This window comes from Rhodococcus sp. P-2 (assembly GCF_016598535.1).
Lineage (GTDB): Bacteria > Actinomycetota > Actinomycetes > Mycobacteriales > Mycobacteriaceae > Rhodococcus_F > Rhodococcus_F baikonurensis.
The window spans coordinates 5,903,272-5,921,962 of sequence record NZ_CP066779.1 but is presented as its reverse complement, the minus strand read 5'-3'; the positions used below and the strand labels follow the sequence as shown (position 1 = coordinate 5,921,962).

The window sequence follows — 18,691 nt, the reverse complement described above, 5'->3', positions numbered from 1 at the left end:
TGTCGGAGCCTCGCGATACCGTATAGGTCTGAGCTTTTGCGGAAGGAGGTGGCTGATGAGCGCAATGGGCTTCGATCTCGATGTCAGTGTCGACCGTGCGTGGGCAGAATTTCAACGTCGCCTCGGCGATCACATTTCCATCATGGTCGACGGCGACGTGCTTGCCGTGGAATCGTCCACCGGCGACTTCGATCCTGCTGACGGCGCAGCGCCATGCGTTCAGTTCCTCGTGTGGGACGAGAACACAGTCCGCTGCGAGGTTCCTTCCAACGACTTCCTTCATCCGCGCTATCGACTCGAAGATGCCGACGAACAAAAGTTGATCGCACTCGGCTGGCATCCGCCTTCCGAAAATCTCTACGATCCGAACAACTCCCCAGCCTTCTGCGTCGACAAGGCGCAGAACTGGGCCGATCAGCTCGCAGCGATGACTGTCGCTGCATTCCGGGACGTGTTCGGTGTGCAGCACCCGGCTTTCCTCTCCAGCGATCTCACCGGCAACGAGCAGACTCCGGATTTCGATCCGTCGGTTGTCGAGTCGACCGAACTTCCGACACTGGACCCCACTGCGGCCTACATGCCCAATGATGTCGACCACCTCAAGGAGTTGGTCACTCTCGCATTGCTTCCCATGCTCGGCACTCTTCCCGAGCGGGACAGCGACGGCGACATACCCATACGTGTCGGTTCGACTGTCATGTTCGTCGGTCCGCTTTCCGAGTCCATGGACGTGCAGTTGTTCTCCCCGCTCGTTCAGGACATCAGCAACCGCACTCGTGCAGCCGAGGTGATCGCCGATCTCAACCGCAAGTGGTCACGCATCAAGTTCGTCTTGATCGACGACCGTCTGTCGGTGTTCCTCGAGGTGGCGGGTTCGCCATTCGTTCCCAAGCAACTCACGGATACGTGCGCGGCCCTGACGTCGTTCTTGCGTACCGTGGACGACGAGTTCGCCGCGCGCGTCGGCGGAGACCTCTTCTTCGCGAACAAGAGCGGTGATTCCTCCTCGCTGCAGCCCGATCTGACGGCCGAGGACCTGCCTCCCGAACTCGAGACCCTGCTGCACCTCGATCTGGATGTGGCCGAGGATCTCGATGCGGTAGCCGATGTCTGCGGTCGCGATCGCGATCTGATTCTTCAGCTCCTCCACATCAGTAACGAATGGCAGATTCAGCTGCGTAGTCAAGCCGTCGACGCCCACAGTCGCGGAGATGCCGAGGAAGCCGCGGGCTACGAGGATCAGGTCGGTGGGTGGGAACTCATGGTCGACCGTTTGCGTGGGGCTTTGCGACTGGTGGTCCTGCCCAATTCTCGAACCGAGACGCCGGCCAAGCCGCAACCTGAGCAAATGGGCTTGTTTGCCGACCCCTTGCAACAGAGTCTCTTCGACGATCCGTCCTGACACGACAGATCGCCTTTCCCACTATTCGAAGTGGGATTTGAAGATCTGGCCGTGGACGCCCACGGTTCGATCGACTACCTGTGAGACCGTGAAATCCGCTGCGGCAGAAAGATAGGCGTAGGCCGTCGCTCGATCCATTCCGCGATCATGCTCGAGGAAGTCGAGTGCGTTCACCACTGCACGTCGCATGGCTCCGTTGAGGTCACTGTTCTGGCCATCGACCGAACCGTTGGGGTCGGACAAGCCGATCGGAATCCAGGCCTCCTCGGTTTCGGCGAACGGGTATCCAAATGCCACCGATGGGGCGTCGCCGGAATCCCTCTTGCACACACTGAGTCGGAACGTGCCGCGCAGCGAACCTTCCATCGCGGTCAACGCGGACTCGCCGTCACCCATGGCCATGTGTGGGTCACCGACGTAGAACAGGGCACCTTCGGCAAAGACCGGCAGGTAGAAAGTTGATCCGACACCGAGATGCCTGATGTCGATGTTTCCGCCGCCCAGCGTCGGAGGAATGGAGTTCGACGACGGGGATGTCGGATCGGCATCCGTGGAATAGGCAACTCCCATCATTCCCATGAAGGGCCGCAAGGGAAACCGCACCTTGGACTCGCCGAAGGGCATCACACCCTTGCCGTCTTCGATCGCGGTGAAAGTGGAGACCCCTCCGTACTTCAACGGATCCTTCGTCGCCCGCCCGTCCGTGGCGACCGGCGGCATGACTTCGTCCAGAGTGATTCCCGCGGGAGCGGTTCCGTCTGCCGTGACAGCAAGAGCGCCCTTGCCGTGCCTGCTCGACACAACACCGTACGGCACGCGGGGAATCGCTTCGAGTGTCTCGATCTTGAGTACGTCTCCAGGCTGTGCGCCTTCGACGAAGACCGGGCCGGTGACGACATGTGGGCCGTCCTTGTCGAAGTTCCGTTCGGTTCGGTTGTATTCGGCCGCAACGGCAATCGCATCCTCGAGCACGTCTTTCTCGGAAACGCCCTTGCCGCCGAAGTATTCGAGGGGATTGCGCCCTTGATCCTCGAGGATTCCCTCGTGCGAGAGGGCGTCGATGGTGACGGTCTGGCCCGACTTCATCCGCATCACTTCGCGGGTGTGGACGTTGGGCACATAGCCCCACATGACGTCCGACGGATCCGAACTCAGATAGTGGTCGCCGCTGACGTTTCCACTGCCCGGTTGCAGAATCTGCACACCATCGGCGAACGGCAGTGCAGAGGAGGATGATCCAGCTGGCGACGCGTTGGAGTGCGCGCACCCCGAAGCCACACCGGCAACGCCTACTCCCGCACCGAGAGCCGCGACCGCCCTCATGAATCCGCGTCGGCCAAGACCTTTCGTCAGGTCTTCGGCTGCGTTGCGGGCAAGCGTGTTTTCCATCGAGTTTCCTCCGGAGTGCGTGACGATGTGCGACTGCGAAGAAAACTAGACCCGATTTGTTACTCGTTCATTACCATTTCATAGCAAGGAAATGCCGTTGACTGAGAATGAGTTCAACGACGGCGAAGCCGCCAGAGCGACGTCGTTTCGCGAGCCCGGGCAGCGTGAAGCGCATCGGTTCGGTCACTGACCTTTGCGTGCGTCGGTTTGACGTCCATGCGGTCGACAACAGTGAGCCCACCGGCCGCGATCAGATCGTGCAGTTCGGATCGCGTTCGGAGACCGAGGTGTTCGGCAATGTCCGAGAGGATCAGCCACGCTTCTCCCCCGTCGTCCAGATGCGCTGCGACACCAGTCAGGAAGCCCTTCAGCATCGCTCCAGCGGGGTCGTAGACGGCGTATTCGATGGGCGAGGTGGCCTTGGCCGGAATCCAAGGAGGATTGCAGACCACCAACGGAGCGGTGCCTTCGGGAAAGAGGTCTGCTTCCACCACGTTCACCTGATCGCCGTAGCCAAGCCGCGACAGGTTGGTGCGCGCGCATTGCAACGCCCGGGGGTCCTGGTCAGTGGCCATCACTGTCTTGACCCCGCGCCGCGCCAGGACGGCAGCAAGAACGCCGGTACCGGTGCCGATGTCGAAAGCGGAATCCGTCGACGGCAGCGGCGCAGACGCGACAAGGTCGACATACTCGCCGCGGACGGGCGAGAACACACCGAAAGCGGGATGAATTCGTGCGTCGAGCGCCTCGATGAAAACACCTTTGCGATGCCACTCGTGAGCGCCGATTGCGCCGAGGATGTCTCGCAACGAGCGAACCGACGGCTCACCGGTGATCCCGAACGCCTCGGTCAACGCTATTTGCGCGTCCGGGGCACGCCGGAGTGGAATCGACAGATCGGCGTCCAAGGGAATGAGCAGCATGCCGAGAATCTGCGCGCGACGTCCTTGGGTCTGCCGGTGGAGGTGGAAAGCTTTGGCGGGATCGTCGGACGCTCGGCGCGGCTTGCGGTCGATGCGCGATGCAACGGCCTTCGACAGTTGGCGAGCGTTCTGAAAGTCTCCGCGCCACAGCAACGCCGTGCCTTCGCACGCCAGGCGATAGGCGTCGTCGGCCTTCATCGTGTCGTCGGCGACGACGATGCGCTTGGGCGCCGGGGCATTGCTCGTCGAACCCCAACGGGCCGATTGCTCGGCATCGTTCTCGGTCCACACAGCGAATTGTTCAGTCATGTAAGCCCTTCCGGCGTCCGACGCATAGCGGCCGGTCTACCGGCTGATGTGGTCCAGATCTGCAAAATCTGCTTGTCTGGTGTCCACACTAGTCGGGACCGGCCGCGCTACATGACTGCGAGAGGGATGTCAGCCCTTGGAGACGCGAGCTGCCTCGGCGATGCGAGCCTCGGCGACCGCGTCAGCAGCCTCGCCGGCGAGGATTCCGTCCTTCTTCGACTTCGCGAAGATCTCGGTGACTGTGTCGAAGATCTTCTCGACCTTGAGCTTGACCTCTTCGGCCGAGTTGCCCTTCAGCTCGCCGGCAACCTGGATGAGGCCGCCGCCGTTGGCGACGTAGTCGGGGGTCCAGGTGATGCCGCGGTCGCGGAGGATGTTCTCGACCTCGGGCACGGTGAGCTGGTTGTTGGCAGCGCCGCAGACAACCTCAGCCTTGATCGAGCGTGCGGTCGTATCGGTGAGGGTTGCGCCCATCGCGCAGGGTGCGTAGACGTCAAGGTCGGCGTCGATGATGCTGTCGACGATGCTCACCTGCGGGAAGTCCGCCTTGACGCGATCGAGCGCTCCGGCGTTGACGTCGGTCGCGAGAACGGTCGCGCCGTCTGCGAGGAGGAGCTTGATCAGCTCGTAGCCGACCTTGCCTGTGCCCTCGACACCAACGGTCTTGCCGGCGAGAGACGGAGTGCCCCAATGCGACTGTGCCGCTGCGCGCATCGACTGGAATACGCCGAGGGCCGTCATCGGAGCGCTGTCGCCGGAACCGCCGACGGTGGCGTTGCGGCCGACGACGAAGTCGGTGTTGCGGCCGATGATGTCGAGATCGTTGGAGTTGGTTCCGACGTCACCAGCGGTGATGTAGCGGCCGCCGAGGGTCTGGACGAATTTTGCGTAGGCGCCGAGCAATTCGTCGGTCTTGGCCGTTGCGGGGTCGCCGATGATGACGGCCTTGCCGCCGCCGAGGTCGACGCCGGCAACGGCAGCCTTGTAGGTCATGCCGCGAGAGAGACGCAAAACGTCTGTGACTGCGGCGGATTCGTCGGAGTACGGGTAGAAGCGCGTTCCGCCGAGCGCGGGGCCGAGCGTCGTGGAGTGGATGGCGACGATGGCCTTGAGGCCGCTCGCGGGATCCTGGAAGAAGCTCACCTGCTCGTGGGGGTAATCGCGCAGGTAGTCGGCGCGATCGAACACGCCCGCAGTGTCGTCATGGGAAACAACGGAGTTCACGGGCTCGGCGGTGAGAGTCATTGTGGGATAGACCTTTCCGAAGAATAAACGGGGCGCAGTCGAAATATTGGGGCGAAATGGCCATTGGGTACTATTGGGGACAAATAACCCAAAGAGAATCCCGCTGAGCAATTCGTGGAACCAATGCTCTGCCTGAGTTACGATTTGGTCAATGCAAATCTCTTGAACTAGTCAATTCGATCATCCAGTGACTCAAATCACTGAGGAGAGGTTCACAAAGTGCTCAGCATCGACAAGCTCGACGTCCAGTTGCTCGGACTGCTCAGCAAGGACTCGAGGATGAGTGTGGCCGAGTTGGCCAACTCGTTGGGTGTCGCCCGCAACACCGTCCAGTCACGAATGAAGCGCATGGAATCCAACGGACTTCTCACCGGGTTTCGGCCGAATCTCAATCTCCCCGAGGTCGGTATCCCGATTCAGGCATTTGTCGGACTGGAGCTCGAACAGGGCAAGATCAGCGCAGTCGCTCGCAGTCTGACCGAGTTGCCCGAGGTGATCGAAATTCACGCCACGACCGGTCGCGAGGATTTGCTCGTCCGCGTGGCCACGTCGACGCACGCGGCCCTGCAGAAGTTGGCCGAGCAGATCGTGTCGCTTCCAGGCGTCACGCATTCGACCACGACCATCGCTCTGACCAATCCCCTTCCGTATCGGATTCAGCCTCTCCTCGAGCACCTCACCAATGACGCCGGCTGGGGTCGTTCGACCGCCTTCCCCCGCCAGCAGGACTAGGACGGGTGGTCGCGTCGATGCTTCCCGGTGCGCTAGTTTCATGGTTATGAGTGAGATCCAGGGACAGCGTATCGCGTTCATTCAGGCGACGTGGCATCGCAACATCGTCGACCGTGCACGCGACGGATTCACCGACGCGATCGTCGAGCTCGGCTACCCCAAGGACACGGTTGATTTCTTCGAGGTGCCGGGAGCTTTCGAAATCCCGCTGCACGCTCGGCGGTTGGCCAAGACCGGCCGCTACCAGGCGATCGTCGCCGCAGGTCTGGTCGTCGACGGCGGAATCTATCGGCATGACTTCGTTGCAACTGCTGTCATCGATGGTCTGATGCGCGTGCAGCTCGACACCGACGTTCCGGTTTTCTCGGTGGTCTTGACACCGCATCACTTCCACGAGCATGCCGAACATGTCGAGTACTTCAGCACGCATTTCGTGAAGAAGGGCGCCGAGGCTGCGCGCGCGGTCGACGCCACCGTCAAGTCGTTGAAGGCCCTGCCCACCAGCTAGTCGTTACCCAAGTCTCGCTGAGCCGAATGCCATCGGCTCAGCGAGATTTTTTGTGTCTATCGAGGCGTCTCAGCGCTAGTCAGCGCTGACGCATTCGAGTCCTCGACTTCGCCGTAGCGGTCGACGCATTGCTGGAAGAAGTCCCGCATCTCGGTGACCACTTGGATGTGGCTGTTCAACGACTTCTCCAACGAATCTTCACCGCCGACGGCCTTCTTGGAGAACTTCGCGGCGAGGTCCTGCCCTGACTTGAGTGTTCCCATCGCATCGAGAAACTCGAGTGACGCTGTCTCTCGTTCGACGGCCCACAATTCGATCAACAATTCAGAACACGACGCGACCAAACCTTGTGCCGCCTTGAGATCAACACTGATCTGATCTTCCTGCCAACCGCCAAAGAATCCGGTCATTTCGTTCCCCTCTAGTGTTCCGCTACCCGCAGTCAGTCCTCGCTCTAGCGTGGCAAGGCCCCCTCCAGCGCCTCGGCATATCTGGAAGCAAGGGAACACATTGAATCCTCTTGTTGCCGAGAATTTTTTGCGTCGGCCGCTATCCAAATCGAACCAAGTGATACGTCCAGACCCACGTAACAACGATCGATATCTGGGTCACTGGCACTGTGAAACCGAAGCCCCGGCCGACCACCGATCGACAAAGTCTCAAACCCCGTAAAGCTTGCATTTGCCTTCGCTTCGTCAAGAGAGTTCTCGCCGGAGAAGACGATCACGTAGTACCCGGACTGAGTCCACGAGCAAATCTTCCAACCCGGTTGCTCGACGCCGGCGATATCAACTTCCTCGGTAGCCGGATCAAGCCCGACTTCTTCCAGAACCGAGTCCGGAATGTCCGTGCAAGGATCGAACAAGCCCTCTTGGCCGGATGCAGGCTCAGCCGCCCCCTCCACGACTGAGCTGCATCCTGCCGCAGCCCACACCAACATCCCAGCCATGAGCAGTCGCCCAACCCCCACCGACCCCCGCATGGCACCCCCTGTTGATGTGGACCCACACTATTGGATGCATCGGAGGCCCGATCGGTTCCCGCAATCTTCAAATTCCCAGTTCACGGTCCCCGGTTCACTCAGAGCGCATCGCCAGCGATTGACGCTCAGCTCAGCAGTCGCATACTGGAGAGGTTGACTACAACTTCGGGAAGGCACCGAGTGAGCGCACCGAAAGCCCCGGCCAAACCAGCGATCCTCAGCGTCGACGACGATCCTGGTGTTTCGCGTGCCGTCGTTCGAGACCTTCGAAAGCGGTACGGCGAGAAGTACCGAATCATTCGCGCGGAGTCCGGCGACCAGGCGCTCGAGACCTTGCGTGAAATGAAACTTCGCGGCGATGCAGTCGCTGTGATCGTCGCCGACTACCGCATGCCCGGTTTGAGTGGAATCGAGTTCCTCGAACAGGCAATGGACCTGTATCCCGTAGCTCGGCGCGTTCTGCTGACCGCCTACGCCGATACCGATGCTGCGATCGACGCCATCAACGTAGTCGACCTCGACCACTACCTCCTCAAGCCGTGGGATCCGCCGGAGGAGAAGCTGTATCCCGTCATCGACGCGCTGCTCGATGCCTGGGCAAGCTCGAGTCATCATCCTGCCGAGGAAACCAAGGTGGTCGGCCATCGTTGGTCCGAGAGATCATCCGACGTTCGAGAATTTTTGGCACGCAACCAACTTGCCTATCGTTGGTACATGTCGGACGAGCCGGAGGGCCAACGACTGCTCTCGGCTGCCGGTACTGACGAACTGCGGCTTCCCGTCGTCATCGCATCCAACGGGGATGTCCTCGTCGAGCCCACTGACGCCGAACTTGCCGACAAACTCGGGTTGAGTACCACTCTCTCCGAAGACTTTTACGATCTCGTTGTCATCGGCGGCGGCCCAGCGGGTCTGGGAGCTGCTCTGTACGGCGCTTCGGAGGGGCTTCGGACGGTTCTCATCGAACGGCGAGCGACAGGCGGTCAGGCCGGCCAGAGTTCGCGGATCGAGAACTACCTCGGGTTCCCCGACGGAGTCTCGGGCGCACAGTTGGCCGATCGCGCACGACGCCAGGCAACCAAGTTCGGCGCCGAGGTCATCACCGCTCGCGACGTCACCGGTTTGGAAATCAACGGCTCGGCCCGCACAGTGCGTTTCGACGACGGTTCGTCGGTCGATGCCCATTCGGTCATCTTGGCGACAGGTGTTTCCTATCGCCAACTTTCGGCACCGGGGCTCGATACCTACACCGGCCGAGGGGTCTACTACGGGTCAGCTGTCACCGAAGCCGCTCGGTGCAGCGAACAAGATGTGTACATCGTCGGCGGCGCCAATTCGGCCGGCCAAGCTGCGGTCTACCTCTCCCGAGGAGCTAGGTCCGTCACCATCCTCATTCGCGGAAACTCGCTCGAAGCGTCGATGTCCTACTACCTGATTCAGCAGATTGAAAGGAACCCGAAGATCACCGTGCGCACGTGCACGGAGGTGATCGGAGCCGAGGGTGACGATCACCTCGAACGAATCACGCTGCGTAACAGAGCCACCGGAGAAGAAGACACTGTCGATGCTCAGTGGTTGTTCATCTTCATCGGCGCCGCTCCCCTGACCGACTGGCTCGGCGACGTGGTGGTCCGCGATGGCAACGGATTCGTTCTCGCCGGCCCGGACCTTCCATCCGAAGGTGTAACCCCGGACGGGTGGCCTCTTGACCGTGCGCCACATCATCTCGAAACCAGTGTCCCCGGAGTATTTGTCGCCGGAGACGTACACGCCGAATCGGCCAAGCGTGTCGCGTCGGCCGTCGGAGAGGGCGCGATGGCCGTGATGTTCGTCCACCGCTATCTCGCTCAACAATAGGGAGATTCGATGTCCATTCCTGAATGCAGCCCCGACCTGCTTCGCACCCTGTTCCTGTTCGAGAAGCTCACCGACGATCAGCTCGAATCACTGTGCCAGGCAGGCCATATCACCGAGATCGATCGAGGTCAGGTCTACCTCGAAGGTGAGCCTGCCACCTGCTTCTACGTCCTGATCGAGGGCGAGGTGGTGCTGTCCAAGCTGTCGGGCGGCGAAGACATCGAAATCAACAGGACCACCCAGCGTGGCGTCTACTCGGGAGGCTGGACGGCGTATCTCGGCGATCGTGTACCGCAGGTCTACGCGGGGTCGATGCGAGTGACGACTCCTTCGACGTTTTTCGTCCTGGACGCCGACAAATTCGGCAACGCGATGCGCGAGTGGTTTCCGATGGCGGTACATCTACTCGAGGGTGTCTTCTTCGGCAAGAAGAACACCCAGCAGATCATCGACCAACGAGAACGACTGCTGGCGCTTGGATCACTGTCGGCGGGATTGACTCACGAGCTCAATAATCCTGCAGCCGCGGCAGTTCGAGCGACGGCGTCGTTGCGCGAGCGTGTTGCAGGTATGCGTCACAAGCTGGGAATGGTCGCGTCAGGCACCTACGACCGAGATGCCCTCGTCACGCTCATGCGACTTCAGGACGAAGTTGCAGAAGTTGTCGCCAAGGCGCCGACGCTCACGCCCCTCGAAGCCTCCGATCGGGAGGATTCGTTGGGCGAATGGTTCGAGGATCATTCGATTCGGGAGGGTTGGGATCTGGCTCCGACCTTCGTGCAGGCTGGTCTCGACACCGCTTGGCTCGACAATGTTGCTGCAGCCGTGGACGAGTCGGTGCTGGAAGGCGCAATTCGCTGGCTGAATTACACCATCGAATCCGAACTCCTGATGAACGAAATCGCAGATTCCACAACGAGAATCTCGACGCTAGTTGGTGCGGCGAAACAGTATTCACAGATGGACCGCGCTCCCTTCCAGACCATCGACGTCCACGAACTGCTCGACAGCACGTTGATCATGTTGGGGCAAAAGATCGGAAGCGGAATCGAAGTCGTCAAGGAATACGACCTCGCGCTGCCACCGATCGACGCGTACGCCGCCGAACTCAATCAGGTGTGGACCAACCTCATCGACAATGCGGTGTCTGCCATGGACGGGTCGGGAACACTCACCGTTCGGACAAGCCGCGATGGCGACCGCGTGTGCATCGAGATCTGCGACACCGGTGCCGGGATTCCCGATGACGTCATCGACAGGATCTTCGAACCGTTCTTCACGACTAAGCCTGTTGGCGAGGGAACCGGTCTCGGTCTTGATATTTCGTGGCGAATTGTGGTTGGCAAGCACCGTGGCGAACTGCGGGTGACGTCGGAGCCCGGTAACACCCGGTTCAGAGTTTTGTTGCCTATCGCGGGCCCACCGCGGGATACGCGCGACGACTAGTCGCCCTTGCACGGCCGGTAGGCAAAGCGCACGATGAAATGACCGACTTCAGTCAGCGAGAGGGTGGACCATGACCGACGGACTTCCAGCGGGGATCGATCCGAGCGTGCCGCCCAGTGGCGCGGGATGCGTCGAATGCGATGCGAGCGGCGGTTGGTGGGTGCACCTGCGTCGATGCGCGCAGTGTGGTCACGTCGGTTGTTGCGACTCCTCACCGTCACAGCACGCGAGCAAGCATGCGGCCTCGACGAAGCATCCATTCATGCAGAGCTACGAACCTGGCGAGGATTGGTTCTGGAGCTTCGAAACCAACGAGGCATACGACGGACCGGAATTGGCTGCGCCCACTTCACATCCCGTAGATCAGCCAACGCCGGGGCCTAAGGGTCGTGTCCCGGCCGATTGGCAGCAACACATCCATTGACTCAGTTCGGTTGGTCGATCGACCTCAAAGTCGAGACGTTCGACGACTCCTGATCCAATGCGTTGTCGATGCAGGCTTGAAACTGAGCTTGCATTGCCTCCACGACCGCGATATGACTCGCCAACACATCGACCAGCGCATCGGGGCCGCCGACCGCTTTCTCCTCGAACTTAACCTGCAGTGCTCGACCTGATTCGAGCGTCCCGAAACCACCAACCCAACTCAGTTTCCCAGCAGCAACAGACAAATGCTCCAATGTCATTCGGTATTCGCCGCAAGCCGTAACTAGCAATCGCGCCGTGTCCGGATCCAGCGAGAACGAAACCTCGGCCCCGTAGCTCTCAAATGAACTCATTCGTAGCACCACCTTCATCAAGCGAGCGATTCATCTGGGGAGCTCCGGGAAGAGTTTGTCGGCAGACTTCGCGGCGAGTCCACACGGGTCGACCGGTGTCTCACCGAAATCTGGGGCGATCCGAACGATCAGCACCCCCTGATTGGTCGTCCAAGCTACCGAGCAAATCCGCCCGGTGTCATCGTCCCGCTGGCCGAATTGGATAGCAGGGCCGCCATGAACACTCACAGTCGTAACATCGGCATTGTTGGTGTTCGCTTCGACTTCGTCGAGAGAATAGTCAGTTGACCAGACGCTCAGCGAAATTCCCGTCCCTTTCCATGAGCAGATTTCGAATCGTGGAATCTGAACTCCAAGAATCCCGCGTTCTTCAGTCGCCGGATCGACGCCGACGTGGCGCAAGGCGCTGTCGCTAATCCCGCTACAAGGGTCGAATAGCCCGACAGCCTCGACAGCTCCTACTGCATGCCCCTCGACCGTTGAGGAACAACCCCCGACCAACAGTGCGGCCGCGACCAAGACCACTGCACCCCTCACTCCCACAGCACTCCCCTCATTCGCGGCCCGCTCACAGGATTAGACGCTCCCCAGCACCGATCGGTTCCACCCCATTGCATTCCGTTGCAACCCTTCACCCGCGCCGATAATCGGCCTAACGTCGATCTACCAGGGGATTCACAACGAAGTGAGGTGCGGATCAATGAAGGCAGCACGGTTCCACGGGCAGAAAGACATCCGGATCGAAGAGATCCCTGAGCCCGAATTGCGGCCAGGAACAGTCAAGCTGAAGGTCGCATGGTGCGGAATCTGCGGCACCGATCTCCACGAGTACCTCGAGGGACCGATCTTCATCTCCGCACCCGGACACCCGCATCCACTCTCACACGAGAATGCGCCGGTCACGATGGGCCACGAGTTCTCCGGCACCGTCGAAGAGGTCGGCGAAGGTGTCACGGACGTCGAGGTCGGCGAAAATGTCGTCGTCGAGCCGTACTTCGTCTGCAACGAGTGCGCCCCGTGCAAGGCGGGCAACTACCACCTGTGTACGAAGATGGGGTTCATCGGCTTGGCCGGCGGAGGTGGCGGGCTCAGTGAGAAGGTCGTCGTCGATCGTCGATGGATCCACAAGATCGGCAACATCCCGCTCGACGAGGCAGCTCTCATCGAACCGTTGAGTGTCGCTCATCACGCAGTCGTACGCAGTGGAGCCGAAAGCGGCAACGTCGCCATCGTGGGCGGAGCTGGACCGATCGGACTCCTCGTTGCGGCAGTTCTCAATGGGCTGGGTGTCACGACGATCGTCACCGAACTCAGCGAAGCCCGCAAGGCCAAGGCCCTCTCCAGTGGCGTCGCCGACTACGTCATCGATCCCACCACCGAAGACGTCAAAGCGCGTGTCCTCGAACTCAGCGGAGGCATCGGCGCGGACATCGGCTTCGAGTGCGCAGGCGTCAACGCGGTCCTCGACACCATGCTCGACACGGTCCGGCCTGCTGGAGTTGTTGTCAACGTGTCGATTTGGGGCAAGCCTGCGACCATCGACATGCAGAAGCTGGTCCTCAAGGAAATCGATCTACGCGGAACCATCGCGTATGTACGCGACCATGAAGCGGTCATCAAGATGGTCCAGGACGGTGTCGTCGATCTGGCCCCGTTCATCACCGGTCGTATTCAGCTCGAAGAGTTGATCGCCGAAGGGTTCACCACTCTGATCGAGCACAACGACACTGCAGTCAAGATTCTCGTCAGGTCGTGACCGGACGGGGCACCTCGGGACCCACCGCAGTCAGCGACCCGGGCGCCCTCCCTTTGCCCCATCCGATTTTCTCTCGGTAGCGGCCGACGTGATCTTCCTCGATCACGTCGGCCGTTTCCAGCGGTGTGGATTGCGGATGCACGTATAGCGCATCCGTCGGGCAATATGCCTCACACATGAAGCAGGTCTGGCAATCCGATTGGCGCGCTATCACCGGGACGCCCGACCGCGTCCGATCGAAAACATCTGTGGGACAGACGTCTACGCACTTGTCGCAGCCAATGCAGTCAGGCGCAGACACCAGCTCGATCATGACGTCACCAGTGCAGACCCGGCAGATTCAGAAGTTCGGGTCCACACCGAATCCAAACCGCCGGTAAGAACGTGATGGTGCTGCGTCACATCGAGTTCGGGATAATCGTCCCGCTTGCTCATTCCCCGAGTCTCGGTCCGCGCCAGCGTCGAGTGATACATCCAGCGACCGACGGCCGTGATTGCGGCAGCCTGCCGCGCCGCCATCCGACCCGCTGGATCCGCGCCCAGATCCGCACTCACTGCACCCCACAGCGATTCGAGCTCACCGAGCGCTGCGGATACTCGATCACCGCTGCGGAGGTAGTTCTTGTCGAAGGGAATCAGCTGCGCCTGAGCAGCTTTCACCACATCGTCGGCAGCAAACCCGGTTCGTACCGGATTACGCAATCCGACGGTTCCGGCTCCGCGTAGACCACTGGTAGCCCCGCGTCCGACCGACAGCGCATAGCGCGCGGCGCCGGTGCCCGCCCACGAACCAGAAGACATCGCCCACGCGGCGTTGTGACTTCCCCCGCCGGTAAACCCTCCGCAGATTCGCTCTCGGGTCGCAGCGTCCCCGGCGGCAAACAGTCCTGGAACCGATGACGCGCAATCGTCGTCGACCACGTTGATTCCCCCCGTGCCGCGCACCGTGCCTTCAGCGAGCATGCCGACCTCGAATTTGTCAGTGAAGGGATCGATTCCGCGGCGATCGAATTGCAGGAAGAAGTTGGGTTGCCCCAGCCTCATTCGACGCTGCACCTCAGCGTCGGCCCGATCGATCTGCGCGAAGACCGGCTCATTCCGCAACGTGCTGGCGATGACGGACCTCCCCTTCGCCGAACCGGCACCTTCGAGCACGCTTCCGTCGGCGTGGAAGAACGTCGCGTACGCGTAGTAAGCCGTCTTGGTGATCGTCGATCCGGCCGCTGCGACTCCGTACGCGTTGGAGAACTCCATGCCGGAGAACTCCGCTCCGACTTCGGCTGCCATCAATGCACCGTCACCGGTATCGACATTGGTGCCCAACGCACCGGACAGAAACGCACAACCTCCGCTGGCGACCACTACGGCGCCTGCCGAAACGCGGTAGTCCTGGTGCTCGTGGCGTTGGTAGCCCGCAGCTCCGCGAACTCGCCCGGCGTCGTCCACCAACAACTCCAGCGCCGGCGAATGGTCGAGGATGCGCACCCCGGCCCGACGAATCCAGGTGCGCATCCGCCGCATGTACTCAGGCCCCTGCAAGCCGGTGCGTATCTGCTTGCCCGTGCTGGTGTCGACGGGGAAGGGATATCTGCCCTCTACCGCGAGGAGATCCATGTTGGAGTAGGTCTGCTCGAGAACGCGGTCCATCCAGTGGTGGTCGGCCAGATATCCGCCGAGCGCCTCGCGTCCGGCCTTTGCCCGCTCACGTGCAGTCGCATCCGGTTCGACGTACCAAACACCCGTTCCGGAGGGGGCCGTTGCGCCACTCGTTCCGCAATAGCCCTTGTCGACCAGGACGACGTCTGCACCGGCCTTGGCCGCGCGCAACGCTGCCCATGCGCCGGCGGGGCCACCACCGATCACCAATACATCGGTGGAGATTTCGAGGACGTCCGTCACTGGCCAGCTCCTGTCAGAGGTCTACGCAACACTTCTGTTGCCGCAATATTCCTCGAACGAACTACCCAGCGCCACAGTCAGAATCACTGTGAACTCAACCAGTCACCGCCGCATCGACAGAGCGCTACGACGCTTCCCGCTCCTCGTCCGTGCACAACGCGGAGTACTTGGCGAAGGCTTCCTGCAAGGTCAGCGATTTACGTCGCTCGGTGATGTCGCGGGGCTTTCCCTGCACAACACATCGACGAGCATGTTCGATCACAGCTTCACGTATGACGCTGGAAATGTCCGCGCCCGTGAGCTCTTGGAGGGTCTCTAGGGCCCTCAGTTCCTCTACGTCGAATCTCACCGTTACCGATCGTCTAGCCACGCTCAGGATGTTACTTGCGGGTACACCAAATTTGGTGAGTTACATATGCGTCGAGTCGAATATCTTTGGGCGCCAAAACCTTCGAATTCCGATCTACGTGGGTAAATAGTTTTCCACTCACGGCACTCATGTAATGCAACGCACACGGCGCTAGCCAGCGTGCCGACGGACACTGTCGCTGTCTATGCTTGCGACACTGCCTTCGATCGGAGATATACCGCGTGAGCATCGACCACATCGTTTCCGCAGTCGACGGCGACGCTGCCGAGCGAATCAAGACAGCTCTGGCCGAGAGAGCCGCAACCTCGACGGACACGACCACGCTGGTGTTCGACGGCGTGAGCATCGAGATTCCGCCATCGGTCGGCGACGCCGTCGTGCAGCTCCTGACCTACCTCGCTGCCGGCGACAGCGTCGCCCTCGGGCCCGTCGCAGAACTCCTCACCACCTCGCAGGCAGCAGAGATCCTCGGCGTTTCGGACACGTATGTGCGCAAACTCGCCGACGCCGGGAAACTCCCGATCGAACTACGCGGCACCCACCGCAGGTTCCGCCTCGATGACGTGATGGCTTACCGCGAGCAGTTCCCCAAACGCGCCTAGCTCTTCGCGTACATTCCTTCGATCTCCTTCGAGAACCGATCGACGACGACATTGCGCTTGATCTTGAGCGTCGCTGTCATCTCACCGTCTTCCTCGGTCAGATCGCGATCGAGAATGACGAACTTCTTGATCGACTCCGCATGCGAGACAGTGGCATTGGCGTCGTCGACAGCCTTCTGCAGCTCCGCTCGAAGGTCCTTGTCGTCACGTAGTTCGGCGACGGTCGCGCCAGAAGGCTTACCGTTCTCCGCCTTCCACTTCTCGAACACCTCGGGGTCGACGGTCAGCAGCGCCGTGATGTAGGTCTTCCCGTCGCCGACGACGACTGCCTGCGAGACGATGGAATGCGAACGGATACGGTCTTCCATCGGGCCGGGCGAGACGTTCTTGCCGCCCGCCGTCACCAGTAGATCCTTCTTGCGTCCCGTGATGGAAAGGTAACCGTCGCTGTCGAGTTCACCGAGATCCCCGGTGCGCATCCAGCCGTTGACAAACGACTCTTCGGTGGCCTTGTCGTTCTTCCAGTAGCCCTTGAAGACAACCCCGCCGTTGAGTTCGATCTCGCCGTCCTCGGCGATGCGAACCCCGTTGCCGCCCATCGGCTGTCCGACGGTTCCGATCTTCTGAGCACCCGGCACGTTGACGCAGTGCGCCGCAGTGGTTTCGGTGAGGCCATAGCCTTCGTAGATCGGAACTCCGAGCCCACGGAAGAAGTGTCCCAACTCAGGAGTGAGGGCGCCGCCGCCGGAGATCGCGAACCAGCACTCGCCGCCGAGAGCCTCACGAAGCTTCGAATACACGAGCTTGTCTGCCACTGCGTGCTTCGCCTTCAAGATCAGCGAAGGACCGCCCTTGTCGAGAGCTTGGCTGTACTCCTTGGCGGTGGCTTCGGCGAAGGCGAAGATCGCGCCGGGAATCTTTCCACCGGACTCCGCCTTGCGTGCTGCGCCGTCACGAACTTTTTCGAAGACACGCGGAACACCGAGGATGGTGTTGGGCTTGTACCGCTCGAATTGAGTTGTAATGGTGGCAAAGTCGGACCAGTGCGCCTGCGACGCACCAGCTTCGAACGTCGCGAGGGACACCGCGCGAGCCAGCACGTGAGCGAGCGGCAGGAAGGTCAGGACTCGGTTTCCCGGAACCGCCACCTTGCCGATCGATGCCGTCAGAATCCCGCGCACCTCGGACAGGAAGTTGCGATGCGTGAGGATGCATCCTTTGGGACGACCTGTCGTGCCGGAGGTGTAGACGAGCGACGCCAGATCGTCGGCCTTGATGCCCGCGAGCCGCTTCTTCAGCTCGGTGTCGTCTACGTCGGCGCCCTGTGCGGTCAGCTTTTCGACTGCTCCGTCGTCGATCTGCATAACGGCTTTGAGAGAGCTCGGCGCGTCCTGGAACAGCTGCTCGTGCGCGCCGGTTTCGACGATCGCGATGACGGCCTCGGAGTCTTCGAGGATCCAGCTGACCTGGCCCTGAGACGACGAATCGTAGATCGGGACGGTAGCCGCGCCCGCAGCCCAGATGGCGAAGTCGAACAGCGTCCACTCGTATCGGGTCGCGGAGAGCAGTGCGACGCGGTCGCCTGCCTGCACCCCGGCTGCAATGAGACCGTTTGCGACGCCGGTGACCTGCTCGGCAAACTCTTTGGCTGTGACGTCTACCCAATCCTCTCCCTTGGGGCGGGAGAACACCGTCAGATCTGGCGTGCGCTCGGCGTGAGTGAAGACGGTGTGCACCACAGACTCATTGTCGGAGATGGTGAACTGGGCTTTGGCGCTGTACTCACTCACAGGGTGTCATCTCCGTTGGTCTGCGATTCGATGCTGATTCTGAAGCGGTGGAGTGCGCGGGCGAAGTCTGCGACCTCGGACTCGGTCCAATCGTGCAGCCTGCCGGCGACTTGGTCGAGCCGACGCGCGTCGGCGGCGTCGAGGTATTTGCGGCCAGCCTCCGTGAGATGTAGCGGATTGCCCTGACGAACGGATCCCGGATCGGCATACACCCAGCCTGCCTCGATGCAGCCGCGAACTTGGCGCGAGATGGTCGAGCGGTTGACGCCGAAGACTTCTGAGATCTCCGTGGCCTTGCAGCCGTCGTTGCGGCCGATGAAGGAGAGGAAGGAATGCTGCGCGATCGACGGGTGGTCATCGGAATGCCGATCCCCCGTCATCAGCTGCCGCGTCAGGTGCACCAGCTCGTCATGAACGGCTGGTGGACCGGTGAGCGCCATTGCTCCGTCGTGTTGCACTGGGCAACTATAACGCCGATCCCTGTGTCCGACGCAATATGACCGCCGCCACCGACAGCAAGTGCGTCGGTGGCGGCGTGAACAGCTAGACCAGATCTTCACCGTTTCGGCGGGCAGTTGCCCAATCTTTGAAGAATCCCTTGCTGATGACTCCCAAGACAACCAGCACCAACGCCGGCCAGATCAGAACGTAAATGGTCAGTAGAGCTGTACTCATTCGTATTCCTTCCACTTGTCTCGACGG

The 18,691-nt window shown here is 61.0% G+C and carries 21 protein-coding genes; 8 read left to right on the top strand and 13 right to left on the bottom strand.

The genetic code is table 11. From position 1 onward, the window contains the following. The first annotated feature begins 55 nt into the window (after nt 1-55). On the top strand, nt 56-1,402 hold the full coding sequence (locus I7X09_RS27560; RefSeq protein ID WP_200314662.1) for a T3SS (YopN, CesT) and YbjN peptide-binding chaperone 1: 1,347 nt from the start codon (nt 56-58) through the stop codon (nt 1,400-1,402). 21 nt (nt 1,403-1,423) lie between these two features. Here the strand turns inward: I7X09_RS27560 and I7X09_RS27555 are convergent, their stop codons facing one another. From I7X09_RS27555 to I7X09_RS27545, 3 genes are all read right to left on the bottom strand, one after another. Next, a complete protein-coding gene (locus I7X09_RS27555; RefSeq protein WP_200314660.1) occupies nt 1,424-2,791 on the bottom strand; it encodes an acetamidase/formamidase family protein in 1,368 nt (455 codons plus the stop codon). A 113-nt stretch (nt 2,792-2,904) separates the two neighbouring features. Beyond that, on the bottom strand, nt 2,905-4,023 hold the full coding sequence (locus tag I7X09_RS27550; protein WP_200314658.1) for a methyltransferase: 1,119 nt from the start codon (nt 4,021-4,023) through the stop codon (nt 2,905-2,907). 129 nt (nt 4,024-4,152) lie between these two features. Continuing rightward, the gene (locus tag I7X09_RS27545; RefSeq protein ID WP_200314656.1) at nt 4,153-5,268 is read right to left on the bottom strand and encodes a Glu/Leu/Phe/Val family dehydrogenase; all 1,116 of its coding nucleotides are present in this window, start codon (nt 5,266-5,268) and stop codon (nt 4,153-4,155) included. A 219-nt stretch (nt 5,269-5,487) separates the two neighbouring features. On the opposite strand from I7X09_RS27545, the gene I7X09_RS27540 reads away from it, so the two are divergent. Both I7X09_RS27540 and I7X09_RS27535 read left to right on the top strand, forming a co-directional pair. Further along, complete coding sequence (locus tag I7X09_RS27540) at nt 5,488-6,000, top strand: Lrp/AsnC family transcriptional regulator (protein WP_003941343.1); 513 nt, start codon at nt 5,488-5,490, stop codon at nt 5,998-6,000. Between the two features lie 46 nt (nt 6,001-6,046). Further along, nucleotides 6,047-6,508: a 6,7-dimethyl-8-ribityllumazine synthase gene (locus I7X09_RS27535; RefSeq protein ID WP_070797143.1), complete on the top strand. Its 462-nt coding sequence runs from the start codon at nt 6,047-6,049 to the stop codon at nt 6,506-6,508. 56 nt (nt 6,509-6,564) lie between these two features. Here the strand turns inward: I7X09_RS27535 and I7X09_RS27530 are convergent, their stop codons facing one another. Together I7X09_RS27530 and I7X09_RS27525 are read right to left on the bottom strand one after the other, a co-directional pair. After that, nucleotides 6,565-6,918, bottom strand: coding sequence for a hypothetical protein (locus I7X09_RS27530; protein WP_200314654.1), 354 nt, complete (start codon nt 6,916-6,918; stop codon nt 6,565-6,567). A gap of 44 nt (nt 6,919-6,962) precedes the next feature. Further along, entirely contained in the window at nt 6,963-7,457 is a 495-nt protein-coding gene (locus I7X09_RS27525; RefSeq protein ID WP_200314652.1) for a DUF3558 domain-containing protein, read from the bottom strand. A gap of 213 nt (nt 7,458-7,670) precedes the next feature. Here I7X09_RS27525 and I7X09_RS27520 point away from each other — a divergent pair, with 213 nt between their 5' ends. The 3 genes from I7X09_RS27520 (at nt 7,671) to I7X09_RS27510 (ending at nt 11,217) form a co-directional block, all read left to right on the top strand. Continuing rightward, nucleotides 7,671-9,347, top strand: coding sequence for an FAD-dependent oxidoreductase (locus I7X09_RS27520; protein ID WP_200314650.1), 1,677 nt, complete (start codon nt 7,671-7,673; stop codon nt 9,345-9,347). 9 nt (nt 9,348-9,356) lie between these two features. Continuing rightward, nucleotides 9,357-10,793: an ATP-binding protein gene (locus I7X09_RS27515; protein ID WP_200314648.1), complete on the top strand. Its 1,437-nt coding sequence runs from the start codon at nt 9,357-9,359 to the stop codon at nt 10,791-10,793. A gap of 70 nt (nt 10,794-10,863) precedes the next feature. Continuing rightward, a complete protein-coding gene (locus tag I7X09_RS27510) occupies nt 10,864-11,217 on the top strand; it encodes a UBP-type zinc finger domain-containing protein (RefSeq protein WP_003941317.1) in 354 nt (117 codons plus the stop codon). A gap of 1 nt (nt 11,218) precedes the next feature. Here the strand turns inward: I7X09_RS27510 and I7X09_RS29560 are convergent, their stop codons facing one another. Next, complete coding sequence (locus I7X09_RS29560) at nt 11,219-11,572, bottom strand: hypothetical protein (protein WP_234036737.1); 354 nt, start codon at nt 11,570-11,572, stop codon at nt 11,219-11,221. Between the two features lie 30 nt (nt 11,573-11,602). Continuing rightward, the gene (locus I7X09_RS27500; RefSeq protein ID WP_200314646.1) at nt 11,603-12,097 is read right to left on the bottom strand and encodes a DUF3558 domain-containing protein; all 495 of its coding nucleotides are present in this window, start codon (nt 12,095-12,097) and stop codon (nt 11,603-11,605) included. 175 nt (nt 12,098-12,272) lie between these two features. On the opposite strand from I7X09_RS27500, the gene I7X09_RS27495 reads away from it, so the two are divergent. Then, complete coding sequence (locus tag I7X09_RS27495) at nt 12,273-13,328, top strand: 2,3-butanediol dehydrogenase (RefSeq protein WP_200314644.1); 1,056 nt, start codon at nt 12,273-12,275, stop codon at nt 13,326-13,328. On the opposite strand, the gene I7X09_RS27490 is transcribed toward I7X09_RS27495, so the two are convergent. The 3 genes from I7X09_RS27490 to I7X09_RS27480 all read right to left on the bottom strand — a co-directional run bounded on the left by I7X09_RS27490 (nt 13,318) and on the right by I7X09_RS27480 (nt 15,597). Further along, on the bottom strand, nt 13,318-13,641 hold the full coding sequence (locus I7X09_RS27490) for a 4Fe-4S dicluster domain-containing protein (protein ID WP_200314642.1): 324 nt from the start codon (nt 13,639-13,641) through the stop codon (nt 13,318-13,320). The genes I7X09_RS27495 and I7X09_RS27490 overlap by 11 nt on opposite strands. Next, nucleotides 13,638-15,227, bottom strand: coding sequence for an FAD-dependent oxidoreductase (locus I7X09_RS27485; RefSeq protein ID WP_200314640.1), 1,590 nt, complete (start codon nt 15,225-15,227; stop codon nt 13,638-13,640). The genes I7X09_RS27490 and I7X09_RS27485 overlap by 4 nt, the downstream gene beginning before the upstream one ends. A gap of 124 nt (nt 15,228-15,351) precedes the next feature. Continuing rightward, nucleotides 15,352-15,597, bottom strand: a complete 246-nt coding sequence (locus tag I7X09_RS27480; protein ID WP_223257939.1) for a hypothetical protein — start codon at nt 15,595-15,597, stop codon at nt 15,352-15,354. 221 nt (nt 15,598-15,818) lie between these two features. Between I7X09_RS27480 and I7X09_RS27475 the strand changes: the two genes are divergently transcribed. Then, nucleotides 15,819-16,199: a helix-turn-helix domain-containing protein gene (locus I7X09_RS27475; protein ID WP_003941392.1), complete on the top strand. Its 381-nt coding sequence runs from the start codon at nt 15,819-15,821 to the stop codon at nt 16,197-16,199. Here the strand turns inward: I7X09_RS27475 and I7X09_RS27470 are convergent. The 3 genes from I7X09_RS27470 to I7X09_RS29555 all read right to left on the bottom strand — a co-directional run bounded on the left by I7X09_RS27470 (nt 16,196) and on the right by I7X09_RS29555 (nt 18,664). Next, complete coding sequence (locus tag I7X09_RS27470) at nt 16,196-17,989, bottom strand: AMP-dependent synthetase/ligase (protein WP_200314638.1); 1,794 nt, start codon at nt 17,987-17,989, stop codon at nt 16,196-16,198. The two genes, I7X09_RS27475 and I7X09_RS27470, sit on opposite strands and share 4 nt — an antisense overlap. Then, nucleotides 17,986-18,429, bottom strand: coding sequence for a MarR family winged helix-turn-helix transcriptional regulator (locus I7X09_RS27465; RefSeq protein ID WP_007726042.1), 444 nt, complete (start codon nt 18,427-18,429; stop codon nt 17,986-17,988). The genes I7X09_RS27470 and I7X09_RS27465 overlap by 4 nt, the downstream gene beginning before the upstream one ends. A 103-nt stretch (nt 18,430-18,532) precedes the next feature. After that, nucleotides 18,533-18,664 carry a putative transporter small subunit gene (locus I7X09_RS29555; RefSeq protein WP_003941363.1) on the bottom strand — a complete coding sequence of 44 codons (132 nt, stop codon included), beginning with the start codon at nt 18,662-18,664 and terminating at the stop codon, nt 18,533-18,535. Between the last annotated feature and the right edge of the window lie 27 nt (nt 18,665-18,691).